A 23,533-nucleotide genomic window follows, 5' to 3' on the forward strand; every position below is an offset into this window, starting at 1 on the left:
CGGGCCGGGGCACCGGTCGCACGTCTCAGGCGGCGATGACGTCACTCCCCAGCCGGCCGAGCGCCGCGCAGACCGGATGGCCGGGACCGGCGTCGGTCACCAGGGTGGACACCTGGTCCAGGGGGGCCAGCCGGACCGGCCCGCGGCGCCCGAGCTTGGACTCGTCCGCCAGGACGACGATCCGGCGTGCGGCGGCCAGCAGAGCGCGGTCGGTCTGCGCCTCGTCCACATGGGCGCCGGTGAGCCCGGTGTCGGCGTCGAGCCCGAAGGCGCTGGTGAAGATCTGGTCGATCTGGAGTTCGCTCAGGGCCCGTTCCGTCAGATGGCCGAGCAGGGACTGCTCTCGGCGGCGCAGGACCCCGCCGAGCACGATGACGTCCACGGTGGCGGTCGCCGAGAGGGCCTGGGCGATCGGCAGGGAGTTGGTCACCACGGTGAGGCCGCGGCGGTCGCCCAGCCGGGCCGCCAGGGTCTCGGTCGTCGTCCCGCCGCTGATGAGCACAGTGCTGTGGTCGCGGATGAGCGGCAGGGCCGCCTCGGCTATCCGGCCCTTCTCCTCCAGTTGGGTGGCGGCCCGCTGCGGCTGTTCGGGTTCGGACGAGCCGTCGAGGACGGTCGCTCCGCCGTGCACCCGGCGCAGCATGCCCTGGACTTCGAGGTCGCGCAGGTCCCGCCGGACGGTGGAGGGGGAGATGCGCAGCAGATCCGACAGCTCCTGGACGTTGACCGTGCCCCGGTGCCGCAGCCGGGTCAGTACCGCGTGCTGCCGCTGGGGGGCGAGGAGGAACTCAGTAGCCATGGGCCCGGTCCACCAGGTTCAGCAGGTCCCGCCCGGCGAGGAAGCGTCCGACGTTGTCGCTGACGAGTTCCAGCGTCTGCTCCTCGTAGTCCGGGGCGAAACCGGCGACGTGCGGGGTCAGAAGCACTCCCGGTTCGTCCCACCAGTGGTGCCCGGACGGCAGCGGTTCCTCGTCGAACACGTCGAGGGCGGCGCCCGCGACGCGGCCGGAGCGCAGCCCGGTGGTCAGCGCGTCCTCGTCGACGATTCCGCCGCGTGAGACGTTCACGAGCATCGCGCCCTCCTTGAGAGCGCCGAACGCCTCGGCGTCGATCATTCCCCGGGTCTCGTCGGTGAGCGGGCAGGTGACCACGAGGTAGTCGCAGCGGGCGAGGAAGGCGTGCAGCTCCGCCGGGGTGTACAGCTCGGCGCCTGCGTCGTCCGCCGCGGTGCTGCCGAAGAACTCCCCGGCCCGCGTGCCCCGTCCGCGCTTGAGACCGAGCACGTCCATGCCGAACTGTCCGGCGAGGCGGCCGATCTCCTTGCCGATGCGCCCGTATCCCACGATGCCGACGGTGGACCCCCGCAGGCGGCGCGGCATGAGGGTGTTCCAGCGCTCTTCGAGCGAGGGCCACTCCCCCGCGCGCTGGACCCCGACGGCCCGGGGCAGGCGGTGTGCGAGGCCGAGCAGCATCATCATGACGTACTCGGCCATGGGCACCGGCGAGATACCGCCGATAGACGTCAGGGGCACCGGCAGGTCCCAGACGCTGGAGCCCTTGAGATGGTCGGCGCCCGAGGTGTCGAGCTGGATCCAGCGCAGCTGCGGGACGTCCGCCGCCGAGTGGGGGAAGACGTTGCCGGTGTGCAGGATCCCGGTGCGCCGCCACACCTCACCGGGTATCTCGTCCGGCGACGCGGCCCGCAGCTGCGTGACGACGAGCCGGGGGTGGCGCGCGCGCAGTTCGTCGAGCCACCGGTCGGGGAAGGAGAGGGTGCTGAGGTAGTGGACGGGGGCAGGAGTGGTCACTTGATTCCCGATCGTGCGAAGCCCTGGACGAAGTACTTCTGGAAGCAGAGGAAGAGGACGACCATGGGCAGGATGGAGAGCAGGGCGAGCGCCATGATGGCGCCGTAGTCCGCCGTGTACTGGCCGTTGACGAACTGCATCCCCACGGACAGCGTGTACAGCCGCTCGTCCTTGAGGACGGTGAGCGGCCAGGCGAAGTCGTTCCACTGGCTGAGGAAGGTCAGCAGCGACAGCACGGCGATGAGCGGCTTGCACAGGGGCAGTACGACAGCGAAGAAGGTCTGGAGCTGGCCCGCGCCGTCCATCCGCGCCGCCTCGATGACCTCGTCGGGGATGCCGAGCATGAACTGGCGGGCCAGGAAGACCCCGAAGGCCGTCGAGGACGCGGGGATGATGACCGCCCAGAAGCTGCCGAACAGCCCCATGGCACTGACCAGTTTGAACTGCGGCACCATCAGTACCTGCACCGGTACGGTCATGGTGCTCAGCATCAGCAGGAAGAGCGGGTTGCGGCCGCGGAAGCGCAACTTGGCGAAGGCGTATCCGGCCAGCAGGTTGCAGGAGACCGTGATGAACACGACCAGGCAGGTGATGACGGTCGAGTTCATCGTCCAGGTCCACACGGGCAGCCGGAAGACACGCCGGAAGTTGTCGAGGGTCGGGGCGCTCGGCCACCAGCGCAGGTGCGCCGAGTGGAGGTCCGCCAGCGGTGAGAAGGCCACCAGCACCATCCAGAACAGGGGAAGGGCCATGGCCAGACCGATGACGGCCGCGGCCGCCGCACGCAGGGGGCGCGTGCGGTCGCGTCCTCGTACGGGAGTGCTGCGCAGTTGCTGGGGCGGGGTGACGGACATCGGCGTCCTTCGTGGTGTGGCGACGGGGGAACGGCGCGGTACGGGACGGAGGGGTCAGCCGACCGTGTCCCTGTTGCGGCTGAAGCGCCACTGGAGAGCGGTGAAGATCATGACGATGACGTACAGCACGATGCCGATGGCCGCGGCGTACCCCTGCTGCCGGCCCTGGAACCCGTTCCGGTAGGCGTACGTGATCATCACGTCGGTGGAGTGGCCGGGGCCGCCGAGCGTCATCACATAGACGGTGTCGAACACCTGGAACGAGTAGATGACGTTCATGATCAGCAGGAAGAAGGTCGAGGGGCCGAGCAGGGGCACGGTGATGTGGCGCAGCCGCTGCCAGAAGCCCGCGCCCTCCACTTCGGCGGCCTCGTACATCTCGGGGGAGATGCCCTGGAGTCCGGCGAGGTAGATCACCATGTTGAAGCCGGCCCGCATCCACAGGGTGATCAGCACCACCGAGGCCATCGCGGCGGTTCCGCTGGTCTGCCAGGGGACGGCCGGCAGCCCCAGGGAGGCGAGCAGTTTGTCGAGCAGCCCGATGTTCTGGTCGAACATCAGGGTGCCGATGAGCGCGGTGGCCACACCGGAGATGACCATGGGCAGGTAGACGAGGGTGCGCCAGAGCGGACGGGCCGGCATCACCTTGTTGAAGAGCAGCGCGACGGCGAGCCCGATCGCCATCTCCACCGGGACGGTGGCCACACAGAAGACTCCGGTGTTGAGCACGGTCCGCCAGAAGACGGGATCGCCCGCCAGCTGACGGTAGTTGGCGAGCCCCGCCCAGGTGGGCGCGGCCAGGCCGGTGCTGTACTGGAAGCTCAGCACCAGCGCCATGACGAGGGGCACCAGCAGGAAGACCGTGACCAGGACGAGGTTCGGCCCGAGGGTGCAGTAGGCGGCGAGTGTCTCCCGGAACCGTGCAGCCCGCCTCGCACGCGAGGAAGGGGGTCCGCTCACGGGGGCCGTCGGGCGTGCGGCGCGCGGCGGCGAGGCGGTGGTGGCCATGGCGGCTCCAGAGTGCGGGACGGGGGCCTTAGACGGAGGCCAGCGCGGTACGGGTGGATGCGGCGATGTGGTGGAGCGTGACGTCGGCGGGCTGCCTGTTGACGAAGGCGGCTTCCAGTTCGTCCTGGAGCGCGGTGTTGATACGGCCGAACGTGGGCACGGCCATCTGCGCGGTCATGCCCGGCGTGAGCACCTTGGCCTGCTCGGCGTAGACCGACATCAGGTCGGGCCGTACGGCGTAGTCGAGACGGCGGTTGAGCAGCGAGCGGCGGCTGGGAAGCATGACGCCCTGTTCGCAGAAGCGCGCCATGTTCTCCTCCTCCACCAGGAACTTGAGGAATTCCGCAGCGAGTTCGGGGTTGTCGGTGTGACGTGTGGCGGCCACCGCATTGCCACCGAGGTCGGTGGCGGCCTGCCGTCCGTGCGGTTGGAAGGTGACTCCGTACAGCTCCTTCTTGAGCGCCGGGTCGATGGTCGGCAGCAGGAAGTCACCGGCGAAGCTCATCGCCACGGTGCCCGCGGTGAAGAGGGAGTCGGGGTAGGCGGCGCTCTTCACCGAGCTGTTGGGCGGGACGAAGCCCTCCCGGAAGAAGTCCTGTGTGTAGCGCAGGGCGCGCAGTCCGGCCGCGGACTCGATGGCCGGTGCCGAGAGGTCGTCGTCGAGGAGGCGGCCTCCCGCTTCCCACAGCCAGGTCAGCCAGCGGAAGGCGCCGGTCTGCTGCCAGCCGTAGACGAAGGGGTAGACCCCGTGCACCTTCTTGCGCAGTCGTGCGCATATCTCGGTGAACTCGTCCCAGGACCAGGCTTCGCCGGGCGTCGCGGGGACGGAAGTGATGCCCGCCGTACGGAACATGTCCTTGCGGTAGAGGACGGCCGTGGTGTCCGTGTGGTGCGGGACGGCGTAGGGCCTGCCGTCGTGGCACACGGCTTCCCACAGCGCGGGCAGGAACGCCTCGCGGTCCCGGGCGCCGAAGTAGGGGCTGAGATCGAGGAGTTGTCCGCTCGCGCTGTACATACCGAGGTTGGCGTAGTCGCACCGGAACAGGTCGGGGGCCCGGCCGCCGGCGAGCAGTGCGTCCATGTTCGTGTACATCTGCTCGTAGGACTCCAGGCGAATCTGCACCCGGACGCCGTGGTGGAGGCGCTCGAAGGCCCGGCCCAGCGCCCGGAAGGCCGCCGTCTCCGCATCGCTCCCCCAGAGCGAGAAGGTGAGGGTGTCGGGTCCCCCCGCCCCCGTGCTGGAGGGCGTGAAACCGGAGCGCCGGGCGAAGCCGACCGCGCCGGCTCCGGCTGCGGCGACGCCGAGCACCGCTCTTCTGGCGACAGCCATGCGCACATCCTTGGAGGGTCGGGGAGAGGCGGGGCCTCTGCGTGGAGAGCGCGGCGCGGTCGGGGAGAGCCTCGGCGACACACGGTTCCGCTGCCTGATTTTGTAGTCCGCGCAACCAAGGTCAGTCAATATCAATCAGGGTCTGATTTTTATTGCTCATTTTTCCTTGACGCTCCCAGGAGGCCCGCTTAGCCTCAACCGGACGATCGCCTCCACCTGCGACAACACGGTCACCGGGTCGGCGACCGCGCCCCCTCGTCGTCGTCCGCAGGAGGACCACCCATGCCGGTGATACAGGTGACCGCGCCCCGCGCAGCCGAACACGCGCGGGACGTCGAGCGGTTGAGGTCGCTGAGCGAGGCCGTGGCCACCGCCCTCCGCCTGCCGCCGTCGGGGGTCGTGGCGATGTTGTGCGACGCCGTGGTCACCACGACCGGGGCGGACCGGATCGCCGCGTGGCCGCTCGCGGTGCTGCACGGCTCCGACCGGGGGGAAACCCTCACACGGAGCGCGCTGGAGGCGGCCGCGGACTCACTGGCCGAGGGCTGGGCGGTCCCCCGTGACGAGGTGTGGGTCAGCTGGTCGGCCGCCGCTCCGCCGGACCGGCGGCCGCGGGACGAGGGGGCGGACCTGGTGGGCCCTTCCACGCCGTGACGGGCGGACGGCGCGGGCCTTCCACGCCGTGACGGGCGGGCCGCCGGGCTCCGGGCTCCGGGCTCCGGGCTCCGGGGTCAGGCCCGCACGACATCGACCCCGGCGGCACGCAGGTCCTGTACGTCGTTCTCCGGGGCCGACTCGTCGGTGATCACCCGGAAGAGCCGGCCGGCCGGTGCCACCCGTACCGGTCCGCTCCGGCCGAACTTCGACCCGTCCACCAGAGCCGTGATCCGCTGCACCCGGGACAGCAGCCAGCGGTCAGTCTCCGCCTCGTCGACATGAGCCCCGCTGATCCCGGTGCCGGTGATCCCGTAGGCACCGACGAACGCCTCGTCGATGTGGAGTTCCTCCAGCGCCTGCCGGGTGAGATGACCGAGCAGGGACATCTCGCGGTGGCGCAGATAACCGCCGAGCACCACCGTGCTGATCTCCTCGTGCTGGGCCAGTTCACCGGCCAGATGCAGGGAGTTGGTGACCACGGTCAGCCGTTCGACGCCCGCGAGCAGCGGGACCATCGCCGCGGTGGTGGTGCCGCCGGTGATGAGGACGGTGGAGCCGGGCAGGACGTTCCGGATGGCGGCGCTCGCCAGTTTGCGCTTCTCCCAGGGGGCGAATCCGCTGCGCTGCGGGCGGTCCGGCTCCTCGGTGGCGGTGGACTCCGCCATCGCCCCGCCGTGTGTGCGGTTCAGCAGCCCCTGGGCCTCCAGGGCGGACAGATCCCTGCGGATGGTCGACGGGCTGACCCCCAGGCGCTCGGCGAGCGTGGCCACGTGCGCGACGCCTTCCGTCCGCACTTCGTGGAGCAGCCTCTTCCTTCGCTCGGCGCCCAGCATCCCCGGCCTCTTCTCCCCTCGGTCGATGGCCCGGTGAGAGGCGTTGCCCCACCGTCCGCGACATGGCCGGCAGGCATCCTCGTCCACCGCGAACCGTCAGCTTACTTGCGGTACGTACGGCTGCCGGAAGCCGGAGTGCGGACCGGGCGACCGGAACGCCGCACTCGGCGTACGGACCGGGTGACAGCAGGCGCCGTACTCAGCCCGGACGCCCCGCCCAAGGGCGCACCCGGCCGAGTACGGCGGCCGCGGGAGCGGGAGCGTCGAGAAGCTCCAGTGCGGCGGCGGAGATCTCCTCCGGGGTGTGCCAGCGCGTACCGCCCTCTTCCGCCCGCCACCCGAGCACCAGCGGGCGTACCCACTCGGCCGGGCGGGCCTCCGGCGGCAGAAGGGCGGGCGTCCAGCTCCCCTGTCCGGCAGCGCCACCGTGGCCCCAGACGGCCGCCTCCGCGGGGTCGGCCCAACGGCTGGGCAGGAGCAGCACGCACGGCCCCCCGAGCAGCCCCCGCAGGCAGGAGGCCGCCGCCCCGGGCGGCAGCGCCGGGGAGTAGACCAGCGCCCCGGTCAGCGCCGGAAGGGCTTCGGCGTCCGGTGGTTCTCCGGAGAAGCCGGGCTGCGTGGCGTCCCGCGGTTCTCCGGGGGACGCGGGCCGCGCGGCGTCGCGCAGTCTGCCCGGGAACCCGGGCCCCGTGGCGTCCGCCGCCAATGGCGTCACGTCCCCCGGCACTTCCCCCGCGCACGCGCGGACCAGGGAATCGAGCGCTGTCGCGGAGCGCGCGACGGCCGTGACGTGCGTACCGCGCTCCGCCAGCGCCAGCACGGCCGGCCGCAGGACCCGCGTCGCTCCGACGACGAGGACGTGCCCCGAGTCCGCGGTACGCGGACCGTGTTCCGGGGATCTCCGTGGACTCATGGCCCCGCACTCCTCTCCGCCCCGGTCACCGGGGCCGCCGTTCGCACTCCACTCGCAACCCCCACCTTGCGCAAGCGAGGGCTCACGCGTCACCTCATCGTGCGTATTTGCTCATTCATGCTCATTGACGCGCGTTCCTGGAGTGCCTAGGGTTTCGCCGAGGCGCTGCCGGTTGCCGGCCCTGAAACGCGCCATCCCTTCATCGGCCGCTGCGAGGTATCCCCATGGCTGCTGTCCCGTCCCCCGCCCTGCGCACCGCGCCTCCGCCCGCGAGCCGCGGCGGTATCGCGCTGGCGCAGGGGCGTTACGGGGTACGCGGCAATCTCGAACTCCTCCTCTGCGACGAAGCCGACGGGCTCTGGGTCCTGTGGTTCAACAGCGACCCGCAGGGCACCGAGCCCGAGCCCGGTGGCCCGCCTCCCGGCGAATGGAGCGGCGCCCTGCGCTTCGGCGCCGGGCGCCGTTACGACAGCGTCGAGGTGGTGCAGAGCCGTCACGGTTCGCACCACCTGGAGGTGCTCGCCCGCTCGGGGAGTACGCCCTGCCGTCTCCGGTGGAGCCCCGAGGCGGCGTTCACGGACGAGGAGCCGCCCCCGGTCGGCCCCGCCAGGTCGGTGACGGCCGCGGAGACCCCCGACGGCACCCCGTGGACAGGGGCCGTCGGCGAGGGTGGCGGCGCCCGTCTGCTTCACGCCGACACCACCGCCTACCCGCGCCTCGCCTGGTCCGAAGCGCCGCTCACCGCCCTACAGCTCCCGGAGAGCCAGTGGTCGGCCGTGCTGCTCGTCCCACTCCCGGGCGGCGCGCGGCCCGGTGTCGCTCTGCTGGGCCCGGACGGCGGGCGCTACGCCGGGCCGGCCGGCGGGGCCCATCCCCTCCCGGCGAGCGAGGTGGGCACCGCGGTGGCGCCCGGGGGCGTCCCGCGGCTCTACCTGTGGAGGCGGGACGCAGCGGTGGTCGACGTCGTGCACCCGGGACGTCCCACGACGGACCGGCGTCTCGTACTGCCGGGAACGGGCGAGGTCACCGCCATCGCCGCCACCCCGCTCGCCCATGCCCCGGGCCGGACGGACCTCGTGGTGCGCCGGGGCGGCCGGCTCTGGCACCTGCGGGACCACGGGGAGGACGGGCCGGTCGCTGCCGCTCCCCTCGTCAGCCGGCTCACCCGCGTCACCGGCGACGGTGAGAAGCCGGTGCACCGCACCTCCTGAACTCCGCACCTCCTCAACTCCCGGCCCGCCCCCGGCAGGCCCCGACCCCCTCCCCTCCTCTTTCAGAAAGAGCCCAGGATCACCATGCGCATACTCATCGTCGGCGCCGGAGGCGTGGGCACCGCCGCCGCCCGTATCGCCGCCCGCCGTTCCTTCTTCGAGCACTGCGTGGTCGCCGACTACGTACTCGACCGCGCGGTCCGGGCGAGCGAGGCGACCGGTGACGCCCGCTTCGTCGCCGCGCGGACCGACGCGTCCGACGAGGCCGCCGTCGTCGCGCTGCTCCGCGAGCACCGCTGCGACGTGCTGCTCAACGCCACGGACCCCCGCTTCGTCATGCCGCTCTTCCGTGCGGCGCTCGCGGCCGGGGCGCACTACCTGGACATGGCGATGTCCCTGTCCCGCCCGCACCCGGAACAGCCGTACGCCCGCACCGGGGTCATGCTCGGCGACGAGCAGTTCGCCATGGCCGGGGAGTGGGAGGCGGCCGGCCGCCTCGCCCTCGTGGGGATGGGCGTCGAACCGGGTCTCTCCGACGTCTTCGCCCGGTACGCCGCCGATCACCTCTTCGACACCATCGAGGAGATCGGCGTACGGGACGGTGCCGACCTCACCGTCGACGGATACGACTTCGCACCGTCGTTCTCCATCTGGACGACCATCGAGGAGTGCCTGAATCCTCCTGTCGTCTGGGAGAAGGAACGGGGCTGGTTCACCACCGAGCCGTTCTCGGAGCCCGAGGTCTTCGACTTCCCCGAGGGCATCGGCCCGATCGAGTGCGTCAACGTGGAGCACGAGGAGGTCCTGCTGATCCCCCGCTGGGTGGACGCTCCCCGGGTCACCTTCAAGTACGGCCTCGGCCAGGAGTTCATCGACGTCCTGCGCACGCTGCACAAGCTCGGCCTGGACAGCACCGGGAAGGTACGCGTGGGAGACGTGGAGGTATCCCCCCGGGACGTCGTCGCCGCCTGCCTCCCGGACCCGGCGGAGCTCGGCGACCGGATGCGCGGCAAGACCTGCGCGGGGACCTGGGTGAAGGGTGTCCGGGACGGCGCCCCGCACGAGGTGTACCTCTACCACGTGGTCGACAACGAGTGGTCGATGCGGGAGTACGGCTCCCAGGCCGTCGTCTGGCAGACCGCGCTCAACCCCGTGGTCGCGCTGGAACTGCTGGCGGACGGGCGGTGGAAGGGAAGCGGCGTCCTCGGCCCCGAGGCCCTGCCGCCCGAACCCTTCCTGGACCTGCTGGAGGCGTACGGCGCGCCCTGGGGACTGCGCGAGCAGTAGGAACCGGACCCGGTACGACGTGAGGCCCCCGCCGACGGCGGGGGCCTCACCCATGGGTCCACGGCCTCACACGGTGACCGCGCCGTCCGACGCCGAACCGACCACCGCGACGTACTTGCTGAAGACGCCGCGCTCCACGTCGCGGTCGGGCCTGCTCCAGGCGGACCGCCGCTGGGCGAGCCGGTCGGGCGCCACATCGAGGTCGAGCGCGTTGCGTGCGGTGTCCACGGTGACGGTGTCACCGTCCTCCACGAGCGCGATGGGTCCCCCGTGCCACGCCTCCGGGGCGACGTGTCCGATCACGAGACCGTGCGACACACCGCTGAACCTCCCGTCGGTGACGAGCGTGACCGACTCACCGAGCCCCTGCCCGACCAGCGCCCCGGTGATCGAGAGCATCTCGCGCATACCGGGGCCTCCGGCCGGGCCCTCGTACCGGACGATCACCACGTCGCCCTCCGCGATCGCACCGTCCTGGATGGCCGCGAAGCATTCCTCCTCCGAGTCGAAGACGCGGGCCGGCCCCTGGCGTACGAAGTCAGGGCGGCCCCCCAGCTTGAGGACACAGCCGTCCGGCGCGAACGAACCACGCAGGATCGCCAGCGCGCCCGCGGGCTTGACCGGGTGCGCGATGTCGGTCACCACCTCCTGGCCCTCGGTGGCGGTGGCTGTGGCCGCCACGTCCGCGAGGGAACGCCCGTCCACCAGCGAGACCGTGTCGCGCAGGAGCCCCGCTTCCCGCAGCCGCGCCGCCACCAGGGACGTTCCCCCGGCCCGCCACAGATCGGCCGCGGTGTACGGGCCCGCGGGCTTCAGGGCCGTGATGATCGGCACTTCACGGCAGAGCGCCCCGATGTCGTCGATGGCCAGGTCGAGGCCGGCCTCGCGGGCGATGGCCAGCAGATGCAGTACGGCGTTGGTCGAGCCGCCCATCGCCGCGACCGAGACGATCGCGTTGTGCAGGGCGTCCGCCGTCAGGATCGCGGAGGGCCGCAGGTCGCGGGCGAGGACAGCGAGGGCGATCTCGCCCACCCGCTCGGCGGCGGGGAGCTTCTCCTCCGCCGTGGCGGGGATGTCCCCGACGCCGAAGGGGGCGAGGCCCAGGAAGTCCGCGACCGTGCCCATCGTGTTGGCCGTGTACTGGGCCGCACAGGTGCCCGCCCCGGGGCAGGCGTGCCGGGCGAGGTCGTCCACGTCCTCCTGGCTCACCGTGCCGACCGCGCGTTCTCCGAGCGCCTCCCACATGTCCTGGATCGTCACCTCGCGCCCGCGCCAGCTGCCGGGCATCATGCTGCCGCTGTAGAGGAGCACGGAGGGGATGTCGAGGCGCGCCATCGCCATCATGGCGGCCGGCACCGTCTTGTCGCAGCCGACGATGCACACCAGGGCATCGAACTGGTGGGCTCTTCCCATGAGTTCGATGGAGTCGGCGATGACCTCACGGCTCACCAGGGAGGCCCGCATGCCCGGTGTTCCCATCGTCAGGTTGTCGGAGACGGCGACGGTGTTGAACTCCATGGGCGTCCCGCCCGCGCGGCGCACCCCGGCGGCGACATGCCGTGCCAGGTCCCGGTGGGTCAGGTTGCAGGGCATCGTGCCCGTCCACGTCGAGGCGATGCCCACGGTGGGCCGCCTCATGTCCTCGTCGCTCAGCCCCATGGCGTAGAGGTGGGAGCGTGCTGGTGCGCGGTCGGGATCGTCGGCGATGTTCATGGCGGCTCCTTCAGAAGTACGGGACTCCCCCGGAGGGGGACGGGGGAGGCCGGAGAGAGGGGCGGGGCAGGCAGGAGGGGCGGGCAGGAGGGCCCAGGGAGGGGCGGGCAGGAGGCCCCGGGGAAGGGGCAGTGCGGGCGGTGTGGTCAGCCGGTGAGCCGGACCTGGTTGCGCAGGAGGCCGATACCCTCCACCTCGGTCTCCACGACGTCCCCGTCGTGCAGCCAGAGCTGCGGATCGCGGCCCATACCGACACCGTGCGGCGTCCCCGTGGCGATCACGTCGCCCGGGTACAGCGTCATGTACCGGGACAGATAGGCGAGGGTCTCGCCCACCCCGAAGATCATCTCCTTCGTCGAACTGTCCTGCACGGTCTCCCCGTTGACACGCGCGCCGATCGCCAGAGCGTGCGGGTCCGGCACCTCGTCGGCCGTGACGATCCACGGGCCGAGCGGGCAGAACCCGTCGAAGTTCTTGCCCCGGAACCACTGTCCGTCCGAGAACTGCGCGTCCCTCGCGGACACGTCGTTGGCCACCGTGTAGCCGAAGACGTGGTCGGCCGCCTCCCCGGCCGTGACGTTCCGGGCCGTACGCCCGATCACGACGGCGAGTTCGGCCTCCCAGTCCAGCTGCTCCGTCGTCCCGCGCGCCACATGGAGCGGCGCGGTGGGTCCGGTCAGGGTGTGGGCGGTCTTGACGAAGGCGAGCGGCACCTCCGGCGTCCTCAGGCCGGTCTCGCGGATGTGGTCGGCGTAGTTCAGACCGATGCAGACGATCTTCTGCGGAGCGGCGAGCGGGCTCAGCAGCTCGACCTCCGCGAGGGGTACGCCCGGCACATCGGCGCCGAGCCGCTCCCGTGCCGTGCCGTCCGCAATCAGGTCCCGTACGGCGTCGGCCATGTGCCGGGCCTCCTCCGGCACGACGGGGTACACCGTCCCGTCGTCCACACGGGCGGCCAGGACCCGTCCCTCATGGCGTACGCGGGCGATCTTCACTGTGTCTCCTAGCTGTTCGCAGGGCCGGTACGGTCAGAAGAAGCGGGGCAGGAAGCGGCTCTGCGCCTCCAGCAGCTCATGGGTGAGCGCGGCCGCCGCATCGCGGTCGGTGACGGCGCCGTCCGCGATGACCGCCTCGACCACGAGGTCCCGATCGCCCGTCATCGCGGCCTCCACCGCGAGACCGACGGGTGTCAGCCGCCGGGCGAGGATCGCCGTCAGGGGCGCGGACAGATCCGGTACCCGCACGGGACGCAGCCCCCGTGCGGTGGCCACGGCGGGGATCTCCAGCGCCGCCGCGTCCGGCAGACCCGGGACACTGCCCCGGTTGGGTACGTTCACCGAGAACATCTCGCGGCGGTCGAAGGTGATCGAGCGGATGATCGCGAGAAGCTGCTCCTGCTCACCGGTGGAGCGGTCGAACGCGGACGCGTCGAGCGGTGTGCCGCCCTCCGCCTGCGCCCGCATCGACTGGTAGCGCTCCTCGCCCCACTGAAGGATCTCCGGTACGGAGAAGGCGTCGACCCCCAGCTTCTTGCCGTAGTAGTCGCCCCCCGCCCAGCGCTCGGGGAAGAACTCCAGGACGTGCCGGTCGTTGGCCGCCGGGTAGGCCCCGTAGGTGCGGAAGATCTCCCAGGAGAAGGGGTTGTGCCACGCCTTGCCGTTCTCCCAGATCGCGCCGATGTCACCCGGCTGCGGAGGCTCCGCCAGCTCCCGCTCCATCCGGGCGCGGACCCCGGGCCAGGCGTCCCGGCCCTGGTGGCGGAAGTCGTAGATGAAGGTGAGGTGGTTGATCCCGGCGTACAGCGTCGAGGTCTCGTCGAAGGGCAGACCGGCGAAGGCGGCCAGTTCGCGCTGGACGTGGTGCATGCCGTGGCAGAGCCCGGCGACCTCGGCCCCCGCGTAGTCCGTCATGGCCTGCACATTGGCCGTCATCGGGTTGCTGTAGTTGAAGAAGTACGCCTGCGGGGCGAGGTCCACGACATCGCGCGCGATGTCGACCATCACCGGTGTGGTGCGCAGCAGCCGGGAGATCCCGCCCGGCATGACGGAGTCACCGACCGGCTGGAAGACACCGTGCCGCTGGCAGATCTCGTGGTCCGTCTGCCAGGCGGGACGGCCGCCCACACCGACACAGGTGACGACGTAGTCGGCGCCGGGGAGTTCGGCCCGCCGGTCGGTGGAGGCGCGCACGCTGATGCGCGCCTCCGCGCCACGGGCCTCCACCATCCGCTCCGCGAGACGGGTGGCCACGGACAGGGCCTCGGGATCCACGTCGACCAGCCGGATCTCCCAGCGGCCGAGGTCGTCGGCGGTGATGAGGTCGGCGAGCAGGCCGCGGGTGAAGACGGCGCTGCCCGCACCGATGAGGACGAGGGAACGCATGTCGCTGATGCGGTCGGACATGGGGGCTTCCTTTCTGGTGCGCTCCGCGGTCCATTCCGTACGGGAGCGACGGACGGAGCGCGAACCGGCGCGGTGGCACAGTGAGGCAGTGAGGCAGTGGGGCGGTGAGGCGGTGAGGCGGTCGGCGCGTGGTCTCAAGGCGAGCCGGGGCTGTCCCCGCCCGGGTCCGCCGGTGCGGGGAGCCTGTTCACGGTCTCCGCGCTCAGCGGCTCGGCCGCGAGACGGGCCGCCATCAGCGCGGCGCCGATCACCGGGGTGGTACGAGGTGGCCGCGGTGCGAACGGCTCGGGCGAGGCGTCGAGTGCGGCGGTGAACGCCTCGCGCACCTGCGGAACGGCGAGGACCCCGCCCGACCAGGAGACCGGCACCCGCTCCCCGGGATCCGCCCCGAGCGCCCCGCGCGCCGCCCTGGCGAGCGCGGCCAGCTCACCGCCCGCTTCGGCGAGCAGCGCCGTGCAGGCCGTGTCCCCCGCACCGGCCGCCTCGGTGACGCAGCGGCTCAGCGAGGCGACCGCTGTCCGGTCCCAGCCGGCCATCAGCACGGTGCCCACCAGATCCAGGTCGTCGTCGAGCGTGAGGCGCCGGCGGAGCAGCCCGTGCAGCGGGCCGGGGGGCATCCGGCCGTCGCTCATCCGCGTGAAGAGATTGAGCCCCCGTACCGCGAGCCAGTGACCCGAGCCCTCGTCCCCGAACAGCTCGCCCCAGCCGCCGGTCCGGGCCCGCCCCCCGCGCAGTTCGCCGTACGCCATGGAGCCGGTCCCGCTGATCACGTTGATGCCGTCCGCGAGCCCGAGCGATCCGGCCCAGCCGCACACCATGTCGTTTCCCACAGCGTGGCGGACGCTCCCCAGCACCTGGGCCGGGAGCGCGTCGAGGGCGGCGGTGAGCGCGGCGGACTCCCCGTGTCCGGGCAGTCCCAGGAAGGCGTACCGCAGTCGCGCGGTGTCCGTACCGGCCTGGCGGCAGACCTCGGCGACGCCCTCACGCAGCACGCGCGCGGCCGTCCGCGTCCCTCCCGGTCCGAGCGCGGGCGACAGGGGCGGGCCGCCGGCCTGCCCCCGTACGGTCCCGGCCGGATCGAGGAGGCAGAAGGCGGTCTTCGTGCCCCCTCCGTCGACTCCCAGGTACACGGGCCATCTCCCTTCCGGTGGAGCGTTCGGTGCGAGGTCCTATCGCCGGGGCAGGGGATGGATGGTGACGCCCTGCACGACCCGGTTGACCTCGCCGTCCGGGAACGGGTTGTCGGGTGTCACCCCGTGTGCCAGCGAGGCGTGCAGCGCGATCAGCTGGGCACAGACCACGGCGGGCAGCGCGAGGGCGGCGTCGGCGGCGTCCGCCGCTCCCGGCACCAGCCAGGTGCTCCCGGGCGGGAGCCCCTCGGGGCGGCCCGCGATCGCGACGGCCTGTCCTGCGGGGAGGGCCGCGCTCAGTTCCCGGAAGATGTCCAGGTCGTAGAGCCGGGTGTGGGGGTCGTTGGAGATGTAGACGACCACTCCGGTGCGCGGGGTGAGGAACGCCTTGGGGCCGTGGCGGAAGCCGAGGGACGAGTCGGCCAGTGCGCTGACCGATCCCCCGGTCAGTTCGAGGAGCTTGAGGGCGGATTCACCGGCGAGTGCCTTCAGCGGGCCGCTGCCCAGGTAGACGAAGCGCTCCAGGCCGCGCCCGGTGAGGTCGGTGACCCGGCGCTCCCACGCGTCGGACAGCACGGCTGCCGCCGCGTCCGGGGCGGTGTCGAGTCCGCGGATGTGCCGGCCCGCCAGCGCGCCCAGCACCCCCAGCAGCATGCAGGTCAGGCTGGAGGTCATCGCGAAGCCCTGGTCCTCCGCCGCCCCGGGGGTCAGGAGGACGAGGGAGCCGGGGCGGGCCCGGTGTCCGGCCGCCAGGGATCCGTCCGCGTTGCAGGTGATGACGAGGTGGGAGCACCGGTCGAGCAACTGGTCGGCCAGCTCCGTCGCCGCGGTGCTCTCGGGGCTGTTGCCGGAACGCGCGAAGGACACCAGCAGGGTGGGGCGCTCCCGCTCCTCGAAACACCCGGCGGGGTCGGCGACGATGTCGGTGGTGGCCACGGCCTCGACGGTGCGGCCGGTCGCCGCGGCCAGCGCGGAGCGGGCCACCCCTCCCGCGTAGGCGGACGTGCCGGCGCCGGTGAGGACGATGCGCAGGGCGGGTTCCGCGAGCAGGGGCGCCAGGAAGGCGTCGAGCGCCGGCCCCTGCTCATGCAGGTGGTGGAGCATCTCACGCCATACGCGCGGCTGTTGCCGGATCTCGCGGTACGTATGGGCGGCGCCCGCGGGCGCCGCGGGAAGGTCGCTGGTCTCGGGGGCGGTCGTCACGCGTACTCCTTGGAACGTGGGGGCCGGGCCGTCTCCCGGGTTCGGTGCGCGGCCGCTTCCAGCACCGGGAAACGAGCACCGGGGAACGCGCGCCGCGCACCGCGGTGATTCCGTCCGCAGCATCGGCTTTCTGGTCTCATACCAGCAGACCCAACGGTCCGGGCAGGTCCGCATTTTTCATCAACGGTCACAAGGCCATTCGCCCTGCTGCCTGAAGATTACTGGTACGGACTGGTTCGGTCAAAGGGCCATCTGGTATTATTCTGGTATGCCCAGCTACCCGGATCCCGGTCCCGTCGGCGCGCGCGGTGAGACCCTGCCCCTCTACTCCCTCGTGGCCCGGCGCCTGCGTGAGGACGCCACGGGGGGCGACATGCGCCCAGGGGACCGGCTGCCCTCGGAACGCGTCCTCGCCGAGCGCTACCAGGTCTCGCGCGTCACCCTGCGTTCCGCGCTCAACCGCCTGGCCGAAGAGGGGCTGATCGCCTCCGCGCCGGCCCGGGGCTGGTTCCTCCAGGAGGACCGATCCGCCGACCATCCCGCCCTGTCCCGCCCCAGCGCGGGCCGCACCGTACAGGGCTTCGCCGACTACGCCCTGCGGCACGGCCTCGCGGTACGCACCCGGGTGCTGGCCGCCGAGGCGCGAGCGGCCACCATCGCCGAGGCGGAGGAGCTGCGCATCGCGCCCGGCGCCCCGCTGTTCAGCATGCGCAGGCTCCGCTTCCTGGACGAGCTCGTGGTGGTCGTCGAGCACAACCGGCTGCCACTCGCGCTCTGCCCGGAACTGGCGGACACCGACTTCGGGCACGCCTCGCTCTACGCCACCCTGCGGCAGGCCGACCCGCCCCAGGTGCCCCACGTCGCCGACTACTCGGTCGAAGCCCGGCAGCCCGATGCCGAGGAGAGCGAGCTGCTCGACATCACGGACACCACTCCCGTACTCGTCGCGACCCAACTCGCCTTCAACCAGGAGGCCCGCCCGCTGGAACTCACGGTGGCCATCTACCGCGGCGACCGTTACCGCTTCCGCGCCTCGATCACCGACTGAGAGCACCACGCCGGGGGCAGCCGGATTCCGGCACGCCCGCCGTGTACGCCGCGTCCGCCCTAAGATCTCCTCCGTGGGCCGGGTCATCCGGTCAACTGCACGGACGGGGGACGAGAGTTGGGCACCGGAGAACAGCTGGTAACGATCGCCGCGGTACTGCTCGGGGCGCTGACGACCCATGTCACCACCTATGTAATGGAGCGCACGCGGACCCGCTATCAGCTGCTCACCCGGTGGGACGACCGGAAGCTCAGCGCCTACGAGGGTTACGTCGACAGCGCGCGGGCCGCCGTCTTCCTCGCCGTACAGCTCTTCGAGCACCGGTCCGGGCTGCGCCCGAGCGAGAAGCCCGTACCCGAGATGTGCGCGGAGCACGCCGAGGCCACGCGCGCACGCGGCCGGGCCTTCGAGCGGATCATGCTGCTCGGCGGCGATGACGTCGTCGAGGCGGCGCACCAGCTGAACAAGGCGGCCATCGAGATCGACTGGCAGGCCGAGGAGAAGATCACCGGAACGGTGGAGGACTGGCGGGAGCGCCACCGGGTCGCGTTCCGGCGGATCAACGAGTTCCACGAAGCCGCCCGGGTCGACCTCGGCGTCCAGGGGAGCGTGCAGGGCGACAGACATCCGGCGCGGGATCTGCTGCTGCCGTCGCCGCGGGAAGAGGGCGCGGGAGCGCCCTGAGGGGGCTGCCCCGCACGCCGACGCCCCGGCCCGCCCGGATACGGAACACCGGATACGGGATACCGGGTACGGAACACCGGCTACGGGACAGCTGGTGCGGGATACCCGGTACGAACTCCGGCGTCACGGGCCGGGCGGGGAGCCCGCCGGGGCGCTGCTGCCGCTGTAGGAGGGCAGATCGGCCACCAGTTGAGTGAGGTCCGGGTCGCCCGCGTAGCGGCGCGCGTGGAGCCCGGCGATCTTCTCGGCGATGCCGGGGTCGTCGCTGTCGGTGGTGTCGTAGGAGACGAAGCTGTCGAGCAGCGGCAGGCCGATCCGGTCGGTGCGGGCGTGCGAGGGCGCCATCAGGTACTCCCAGTACCCGTCGAGATCGTTGAGGACGAAGACGGCGCCGTACTCGAACTCGCCGCCGACGTCCCGGCCGACGACATACCGCACGACCGCGTCGATCGACTCGCCCTGGTTCCGCAGGGCGGCAAGGGCCTCCTCGCGCTGCTCGGCGCCGACGTTCTTCTTGAAGGCGAAACGGTTGTGGTGGTAGATCATTTCCCTCTCCTGCCTCTCTCCTGACGGCTACTCACCCGGCGCTCCGACGGTGTCGGGCGGGTGGCGTTCTCGTGGGGTGTGCGACGGGCCGGACCAGTAGCCGAGCAGGGCCGACACCGCCTGACCGGCCAGGTGCAGGGCACGGTCGAAGCCGACATCCTCGATCGCGCCGATACCGGCGAGACCGTGCAGTGAGCCCCAGAGCAGATCGCAGGCGTCCTCGATGGCGCCCGGCTCGGCCCCTGCGTCGGCCGCCCACACATGGATGATCTCCCGTGTGAACGCGAGCACTTCGGAAGCGGCCGCGCGGCGGGCGGAGGCGTCGACCTCCGCGCCGGCGCCACCCGACATCAGCTGGTAGAGCCCTGGTCGCGACCTGGCGAACTCCAGATAGGCGACTGCCGCCAAGTGCGGCCCCCGTGAAGCTGGTTCACTGGCGACCGCGGTCCGCATCCGCTCCAGCAGATCGGCGTTGCCCTGCTCCAACAGCTGTCGCAGTACGGCCTCTTTGCTCGGGAAGTGCTGGTAGATCACCGGCGCGCTGTAGCCGATCTCGGTGGCGATCCGCCGGATCGTCACGGCCTGCCAGCCCTCCGCCTCGGCCATCCGGCCCGCGGCCTCCAGAATCTCGGCGAACGTCCGCCTGCGTACCTCTTCCCGCTTTCCCACCCGAACCCCTAACAGCGTTAGAACTCCTAACGTTGTTAGTATTTTGCGAGTCGCCCGGAACTGTCAAGCCCGGCGCCACCACCGCAGCAGGGGCGGTGCCGCTTGTTGAATGCGGGAGCTTCACAAGAAGCGCACAACATCCTTAAGATCTCCTCTACTCCGCCCTTCAGGGGCGGCACAGCAGAACGAGAACGGGGGGGGTTGCATGTCTCTCAGGAATGCACCGGAGCAGCGTGGGTCCAACGGCGCTCAGCGCAAGGGGAAGAGCGCGAGAAGGAGACTCCGGATCGCCGGTCGGCTGATGGCCGGGGCGGTGGTCCTCTCCATGGCAGTGGCCGCCTGCTCGGGCGGCGGGCAGAACGACACGTCGGCGGCGGCCCCTTCGAGTCCGGCGAACATATCCGCCTCCCCGCACACCGCTTCCCCCACACCCCAGCCCACGACGCCCACGCCCGCCAGTCCCTCGCCCACAACGCCCCCGAAGAAGCCGGTCGTCCGGGCGGTCGTGAGCGACCACACCGACTGGAACCTCCAGAAGGCCGTGGCGGACGCCCACGGGCACCACGTCGCGTCCGTCTCGTACACGGACGCGAGCGAGTTGAGGCGCACGGTGGTGCACCCCGCCAACTGGAAGGTGTGCGCGCAGACGCCGTCGGCCGGTTCGTACAGCACCGCCACAAAGCTCACGTTCAAGGTCGTGGAGTCGGGTGAGTCATGCGCGCACCCGCCGCACGCCGCATCCGGCGGTAAGTCCAGCGGCGGCGGTTCGTCCTCATCGGGCGGTACGGGCTCCGGCTCGGGTGGGAGTACGTCGGCGGGCGGCGGCTCCACCAAGACCCAGGTGTGCAGCATCCGGTCCAACGCGGGCAACTGCTACCGCGCCGGCCAGTTCTGCCGGAACGCGGACGTGGGCGCGACGACCACGGATGCGGCAGGGCGCAAGATCACCTGTGGCTACCAGAGCTCCGCCAACCGGTGGCACTACTGAGCTGCGTCCGGCTCTCCCACCGGCAGCCGGGATGACCGGAGTGGACGGCTGCGCTCCGGCTCTGTCCGATGAGGGCCTGGGTGATCTGACGGGTGGTCCGGGCCGCGACCCGGGGGCTGACCGCGCCGAAGTGGGTGTACGCGTTCAGGCCGGTGGCCAGGGCCCAGCCCCGGCCACGGGTCCACGTGGCGTCGTCGGTGCCGAGTGCCGTACGGAAGGCGGCCCGGACGGCCGGTGACGTCAGCGTGTACGCGATGGTCAGGTCGCAGGCCGGGTCGCCGACGCCGAGGCCGCCGAAGTCCGGCGCCCCCACCGCCACCGGCACCGGAACGGCCGGCGGCAGGTGCGGAGCGAGCAGGGGCAGCCACACGGATTCCTTCCGGGCCTCTCCCACAGCCCCGGCGTGCCGGGGCAACCGGACGGAGAGTGCGTCGCCCAGGCGATGGATCACATGGTCCGAACCGGCCGGGTCGAGCAGCCGCAGCGGCGACTCCGACCACTGCGGGAACTGCGTGTCGATCGGACGCCTGACCAGCCCACGGTCGATCGTGGGCCGGACGTCGGCGGTACGTTCCGGTGTCATCGGCAGTTCCTCCGGAGCACGCGCGGCGGACTCCGGTCCCTCCGCCGGGAGTCCGGGGACTTCAGGGGCTCAGAGGGTCAGCAGCCGCTGGACGAGATGGGCGGCGGAGTCCGGGCCCGCCTCCAGTACGACGCGGCAGTGGGCACCCTCCTGCGCAGGGTAGTTGAGGAACTGACCGCGCAGGTCGCAGATGGTCTGGCCGCGCCCCGGCCCCTGGGTGGCGTCCACCACGACGTCGACCACGGGCGCGAGCGTGGGCACCACACCGCCGACCGCGATGGCCGCCGCCAGCGGGTCGTGCACCGCGCAGCAGCGGCGGCCGAACGTCTCCAGGTAGAAGCCGTAGTAGAGGTCCATCATCTCGCCGAGGGCGACGGGCAGCGGGCGGCCCGAGTCGAGGAGGGCCTGGCGGTCCGATTCCTCAAGGGTGTGGGCGAGGGTGACGTCGAGCGGGACGAGCGTGATGTCCCAGGGCGCGGCGAGGACCTCGGCGGCGGCCTCGGGGTCGTTGTGGATGTTCGCCTCGGCGACAGGCGAGACATTCCCGCTCTGGTGGGCCGCGCCGCCCATGATGGTGATGTCCTGGACCAGCGACGGGAGTTCGGGCTCACGGCGGAGCGCTTCGGCGACGTTGGTGAGCGGGCCGGTGGTGAGCAGCCGCAGGGTGCCCCGGTGGGCGCGGGCGAGCTCGATGATCATGTCGGCGGCGTCCTGGGCGACGGCCGCCTGCGCCGAGTCGGGCACCGTGATGTCACCGATGCCGTTGTGGCCGTGGATGTGCGGCACGGAGCCCGCGTACGTACCGGCCTGGGGGTCTGCCGCACCGACGGCGACCGGGATGGTGGCGCGCCCGGCGAGCTGGGTGAGCGCCAGGGTGTTGCGGGCCGCCTGGGTGGAGTCGACGTTGCCGCTGACGGTACCGATGCCGACTATCTCTATCTCGGGCGATGCCAGCAGGTAGGCGAGCGCCATCGAGTCGTCGATGCCGGTGTCGCAGTCGAAGTAGAGCGGCTGGGCTGCCATGGTGGAGGCTCCTTGGGGTCGGGGCACGTCGGTGCCCGGGAGGGGCGGGGGAAGGGGAAGGCGTTCGGCGCGGATTCGGTGCGGGCTGTACGTAGGGCGCGGTGCGGGCCGTCAGTCCGTACGGCGGGTGATGAAGAGGCTGGCCACCAGAGCCAGGACGCTGATCCCCACGGATATCCACAGGGCGGTGCTGTAGCCGGTGTGGGTGGCGCGGGCCGCGTACGGGGCGACGATGCCGATGCCGGTGCTCGCGCCGATCCCGAAGGCGGCGCTGTTGAGTCCGGGCAGCGCGGCGGGCGCCTCCTTGGGCGAGTTCAGGACGCCCAGGCCGTTCACGGTGGTCAGGACGAGACCGTTGTACGTGATGCCGAGGAAGGCGACCGCCGCGAAGACGGTCCACTTCTCCAGCGGATAGACGGCGATGACACACAGGGCCGCGATGCTCAGGACGAGCCCGGACCGGAGGGTGAGGAGCCAGCCCCGGCGGTCGGCGAGCCAGCCGGCCATCGGGGCGGCTGCCAGGCCGATCAGCGCGGCGGGCGTCAGATAGAGGAGTGACGACTCGGTGGCCGTCATACCGAAGCCGGTCTTCGGGTTCTGACTGATCACGACCACCGTGAAGTTGATGACCGCGAAGATCCCGGACAGCGAGATCACGGTCGTCGCGATGACCGGCCAGACCTGCCGGGACTTGAGGTGCTTCAGGGCGATCAGCGGGACCGCCTTGCGGCGCTCCACCATGCCGAAGGCGATGGCCGAGACAAGGGTGCCCGCGAGATAGCCGAGGGTGCTCGCGCTGTGCCAGCCGTCGGCGAAGCCGTGCGAGACGAGGTACGTGACGCAGTACAGCGCGACCGACAGGGTGGCGGCGCCCCACCAGTCCATCCGGCCCCGCTCCGGCTCCCCGTCCCCGGGCAGGACGAACGCCACACAGACCGTGGCGGCGACGCCGATCACCAGGATGACGGCGAAGATCGACCGGTAGCCGTAGGCGTCCGAGAGCCGGCCGCCCAGCAGGCCGTCCACTCCGCCGACCCCGCCGTTGATCGCGGTGATCACGCCGAGCGCGGTGGCGAAGAGCTTCTTGCTGAGGCGTTCGTTGAGGACGACGTACGAGATCTGGAAGGCGGCGCTGGAGGCGCCCTGCAGTACGCGGCCGGTGAGCAGGACCGGGAGGTTCGGGGCGGCCAGGCAGAGGACTGTGCCGACGGCGGTCACGGTCAGCACCGCGATGAGGACCCGGCGGCGCCCCCAGAAGTCGCTGACGCGGCTCAGGACGACGCCCGTGATCGCTCCGGCCAGGAAGAACAGCGAGGAGACCTGGGCTATCCCGTCCACGCTGCCATGGAGGCGGCGCGCCATTTCGGGGAGCGCGGGGGTGATCATGCTGGCGTTCAGCTGGAAGGCGATGACGCTCAGCAACAGCGTCGCCACCAGGACAGCAGCCTTCTTGCCGTGCAGAAGCGTCGTTTCGCCCTGTTCCAGCGGCTTTGGGTCTCTGATTCCTGAGCTGCTGCCCGGACTGCCTGTGTTCACAAGGAACCTCATCGTTACAGTGAGTCACACTCTTGGCTGATGTGAGATGTTATACCTCTCGGTCCGACATGCGTCTAGCCCCGATGGTCCTCTGGTTAGATGGACCG

22 protein-coding genes and 1 pseudogene are annotated in these 23,533 nt (G+C 71.4%); 6 read left to right on the forward strand and 17 right to left on the reverse strand.

Annotated features, from left to right (window positions below; translation table 11 throughout):
* Nucleotides 1–25: 25 nt before the first annotated feature.
* The 5 genes from ACWGKJ_RS09715 to ACWGKJ_RS09735 are packed head-to-tail and all read right to left on the reverse strand — an operon-like array spanning nt 26 to nt 5,000.
* Entirely contained in the window at nt 26–799 is a 774-nt protein-coding gene (locus ACWGKJ_RS09715; RefSeq protein ID WP_385020287.1) for a DeoR/GlpR family DNA-binding transcription regulator, read from the reverse strand.
* On the reverse strand, nt 789–1,808 hold the full coding sequence (locus ACWGKJ_RS09720) for a D-2-hydroxyacid dehydrogenase (protein WP_385020284.1): 1,020 nt from the start codon (nt 1,806–1,808) through the stop codon (nt 789–791). Before ACWGKJ_RS09720 ends, ACWGKJ_RS09715 begins: the two co-directional genes overlap by 11 nt.
* Nucleotides 1,805–2,662 (reverse strand): carbohydrate ABC transporter permease, encoded by an 858-nt coding sequence (locus tag ACWGKJ_RS09725; protein WP_385020281.1) that lies wholly within the window; start codon nt 2,660–2,662, stop codon nt 1,805–1,807. Before ACWGKJ_RS09725 ends, ACWGKJ_RS09720 begins: the two co-directional genes overlap by 4 nt.
* Nucleotides 2,663–2,716: 54 nt before the next feature.
* The gene (locus tag ACWGKJ_RS09730; RefSeq protein WP_385020277.1) at nt 2,717–3,670 is read right to left on the reverse strand and encodes a carbohydrate ABC transporter permease; all 954 of its coding nucleotides are present in this window, start codon (nt 3,668–3,670) and stop codon (nt 2,717–2,719) included.
* 28 nt (nt 3,671–3,698) lie between these two features.
* Entirely contained in the window at nt 3,699–5,000 is a 1,302-nt protein-coding gene (locus ACWGKJ_RS09735; protein ID WP_385020274.1) for an ABC transporter substrate-binding protein, read from the reverse strand.
* Between the two features lie 282 nt (nt 5,001–5,282).
* Between ACWGKJ_RS09735 and ACWGKJ_RS09740 the strand changes: the two genes are divergently transcribed.
* On the forward strand, nt 5,283–5,654 hold the full coding sequence (locus ACWGKJ_RS09740) for a hypothetical protein (protein ID WP_385020271.1): 372 nt from the start codon (nt 5,283–5,285) through the stop codon (nt 5,652–5,654).
* Nucleotides 5,655–5,731: 77 nt separating this feature from the next.
* On the opposite strand, the gene ACWGKJ_RS09745 is transcribed toward ACWGKJ_RS09740, so the two are convergent.
* Nucleotides 5,732–6,490: a DeoR/GlpR family DNA-binding transcription regulator gene (locus ACWGKJ_RS09745; protein WP_385020268.1), complete on the reverse strand. Its 759-nt coding sequence runs from the start codon at nt 6,488–6,490 to the stop codon at nt 5,732–5,734.
* Between the two features lie 199 nt (nt 6,491–6,689).
* Nucleotides 6,690–7,403: a Rossmann-fold NAD(P)-binding domain-containing protein gene (locus ACWGKJ_RS09750; RefSeq protein ID WP_385020265.1), complete on the reverse strand. Its 714-nt coding sequence runs from the start codon at nt 7,401–7,403 to the stop codon at nt 6,690–6,692.
* Nucleotides 7,404–7,627: 224 nt separating this feature from the next.
* Between ACWGKJ_RS09750 and ACWGKJ_RS09755 the strand changes: the two genes are divergently transcribed.
* Nucleotides 7,628–8,614, forward strand: coding sequence for a hypothetical protein (locus tag ACWGKJ_RS09755; protein WP_385020262.1), 987 nt, complete (start codon nt 7,628–7,630; stop codon nt 8,612–8,614).
* 84 nt (nt 8,615–8,698) lie between these two features.
* Nucleotides 8,699–9,901 carry a saccharopine dehydrogenase family protein gene (locus ACWGKJ_RS09760; protein WP_385020259.1) on the forward strand — a complete coding sequence of 401 codons (1,203 nt, stop codon included), beginning with the start codon at nt 8,699–8,701 and terminating at the stop codon, nt 9,899–9,901.
* Between the two features lie 66 nt (nt 9,902–9,967).
* Here ACWGKJ_RS09760 and ilvD read toward each other — a convergent pair whose 3' ends face one another.
* The 5 genes from ilvD to ACWGKJ_RS09785 form a co-directional block, all read right to left on the reverse strand.
* Nucleotides 9,968–11,614 carry a dihydroxy-acid dehydratase gene (gene ilvD / locus ACWGKJ_RS09765; RefSeq protein ID WP_385020256.1) on the reverse strand — a complete coding sequence of 549 codons (1,647 nt, stop codon included), beginning with the start codon at nt 11,612–11,614 and terminating at the stop codon, nt 9,968–9,970.
* Nucleotides 11,615–11,760: 146 nt separating this feature from the next.
* Nucleotides 11,761–12,609, reverse strand: a complete 849-nt coding sequence (locus ACWGKJ_RS09770; RefSeq protein WP_385020252.1) for a fumarylacetoacetate hydrolase family protein — start codon at nt 12,607–12,609, stop codon at nt 11,761–11,763.
* Nucleotides 12,610–12,642: 33 nt separating this feature from the next.
* Nucleotides 12,643–14,016, reverse strand: a complete 1,374-nt coding sequence (locus ACWGKJ_RS09775; protein ID WP_385020249.1) for a family 4 glycosyl hydrolase — start codon at nt 14,014–14,016, stop codon at nt 12,643–12,645.
* 134 nt (nt 14,017–14,150) lie between these two features.
* Complete coding sequence (locus ACWGKJ_RS09780) at nt 14,151–15,146, reverse strand: BadF/BadG/BcrA/BcrD ATPase family protein (RefSeq protein WP_385020246.1); 996 nt, start codon at nt 15,144–15,146, stop codon at nt 14,151–14,153.
* A 39-nt stretch (nt 15,147–15,185) separates the two neighbouring features.
* Nucleotides 15,186–16,349: an SIS domain-containing protein gene (locus ACWGKJ_RS09785; RefSeq protein WP_385020243.1), complete on the reverse strand. Its 1,164-nt coding sequence runs from the start codon at nt 16,347–16,349 to the stop codon at nt 15,186–15,188.
* A gap of 268 nt (nt 16,350–16,617) precedes the next feature.
* Here ACWGKJ_RS09785 and ACWGKJ_RS09790 point away from each other — a divergent pair, with 268 nt between their 5' ends.
* Both ACWGKJ_RS09790 and ACWGKJ_RS09795 read left to right on the forward strand, forming a co-directional pair.
* Nucleotides 16,618–17,397, forward strand: coding sequence for a GntR family transcriptional regulator (locus ACWGKJ_RS09790; protein WP_385020239.1), 780 nt, complete (start codon nt 16,618–16,620; stop codon nt 17,395–17,397).
* Between the two features lie 117 nt (nt 17,398–17,514).
* Nucleotides 17,515–18,081, forward strand: coding sequence for a hypothetical protein (locus ACWGKJ_RS09795; protein WP_385020236.1), 567 nt, complete (start codon nt 17,515–17,517; stop codon nt 18,079–18,081).
* A 123-nt stretch (nt 18,082–18,204) separates the two neighbouring features.
* On the opposite strand, the gene ACWGKJ_RS09800 is transcribed toward ACWGKJ_RS09795, so the two are convergent.
* Nucleotides 18,205–18,627, reverse strand: a complete 423-nt coding sequence (locus ACWGKJ_RS09800; protein ID WP_385020233.1) for a Dabb family protein — start codon at nt 18,625–18,627, stop codon at nt 18,205–18,207.
* A 27-nt stretch (nt 18,628–18,654) separates the two neighbouring features.
* Nucleotides 18,655–19,296, reverse strand: coding sequence for a TetR/AcrR family transcriptional regulator (locus ACWGKJ_RS09805; protein ID WP_385020230.1), 642 nt, complete (start codon nt 19,294–19,296; stop codon nt 18,655–18,657).
* A 205-nt stretch (nt 19,297–19,501) separates the two neighbouring features.
* Between ACWGKJ_RS09805 and ACWGKJ_RS09810 the strand changes: the two genes are divergently transcribed.
* Nucleotides 19,502–20,284 carry a hypothetical protein gene (locus ACWGKJ_RS09810; protein ID WP_385020227.1) on the forward strand — a complete coding sequence of 261 codons (783 nt, stop codon included), beginning with the start codon at nt 19,502–19,504 and terminating at the stop codon, nt 20,282–20,284.
* Nucleotides 20,285–20,348: 64 nt separating this feature from the next.
* On the opposite strand, the pseudogene ACWGKJ_RS09815 reads toward ACWGKJ_RS09810, so the two are convergent.
* The 3 genes and pseudogenes from ACWGKJ_RS09815 to ACWGKJ_RS09825 all read right to left on the reverse strand — a co-directional run.
* Nucleotides 20,349–20,867, reverse strand: a pseudogene (locus tag ACWGKJ_RS09815) (phosphotransferase); the annotation flags it as partial.
* Between the two features lie 69 nt (nt 20,868–20,936).
* Entirely contained in the window at nt 20,937–21,890 is a 954-nt protein-coding gene (locus ACWGKJ_RS09820) for a nucleoside hydrolase (protein WP_385020225.1), read from the reverse strand.
* A gap of 111 nt (nt 21,891–22,001) precedes the next feature.
* The gene (locus ACWGKJ_RS09825; RefSeq protein WP_385020222.1) at nt 22,002–23,426 is read right to left on the reverse strand and encodes an MFS transporter; all 1,425 of its coding nucleotides are present in this window, start codon (nt 23,424–23,426) and stop codon (nt 22,002–22,004) included.
* Between the last annotated feature and the right edge of the window lie 107 nt (nt 23,427–23,533).

This window comes from Streptomyces sp. NPDC054757 (genome assembly GCF_053612185.1).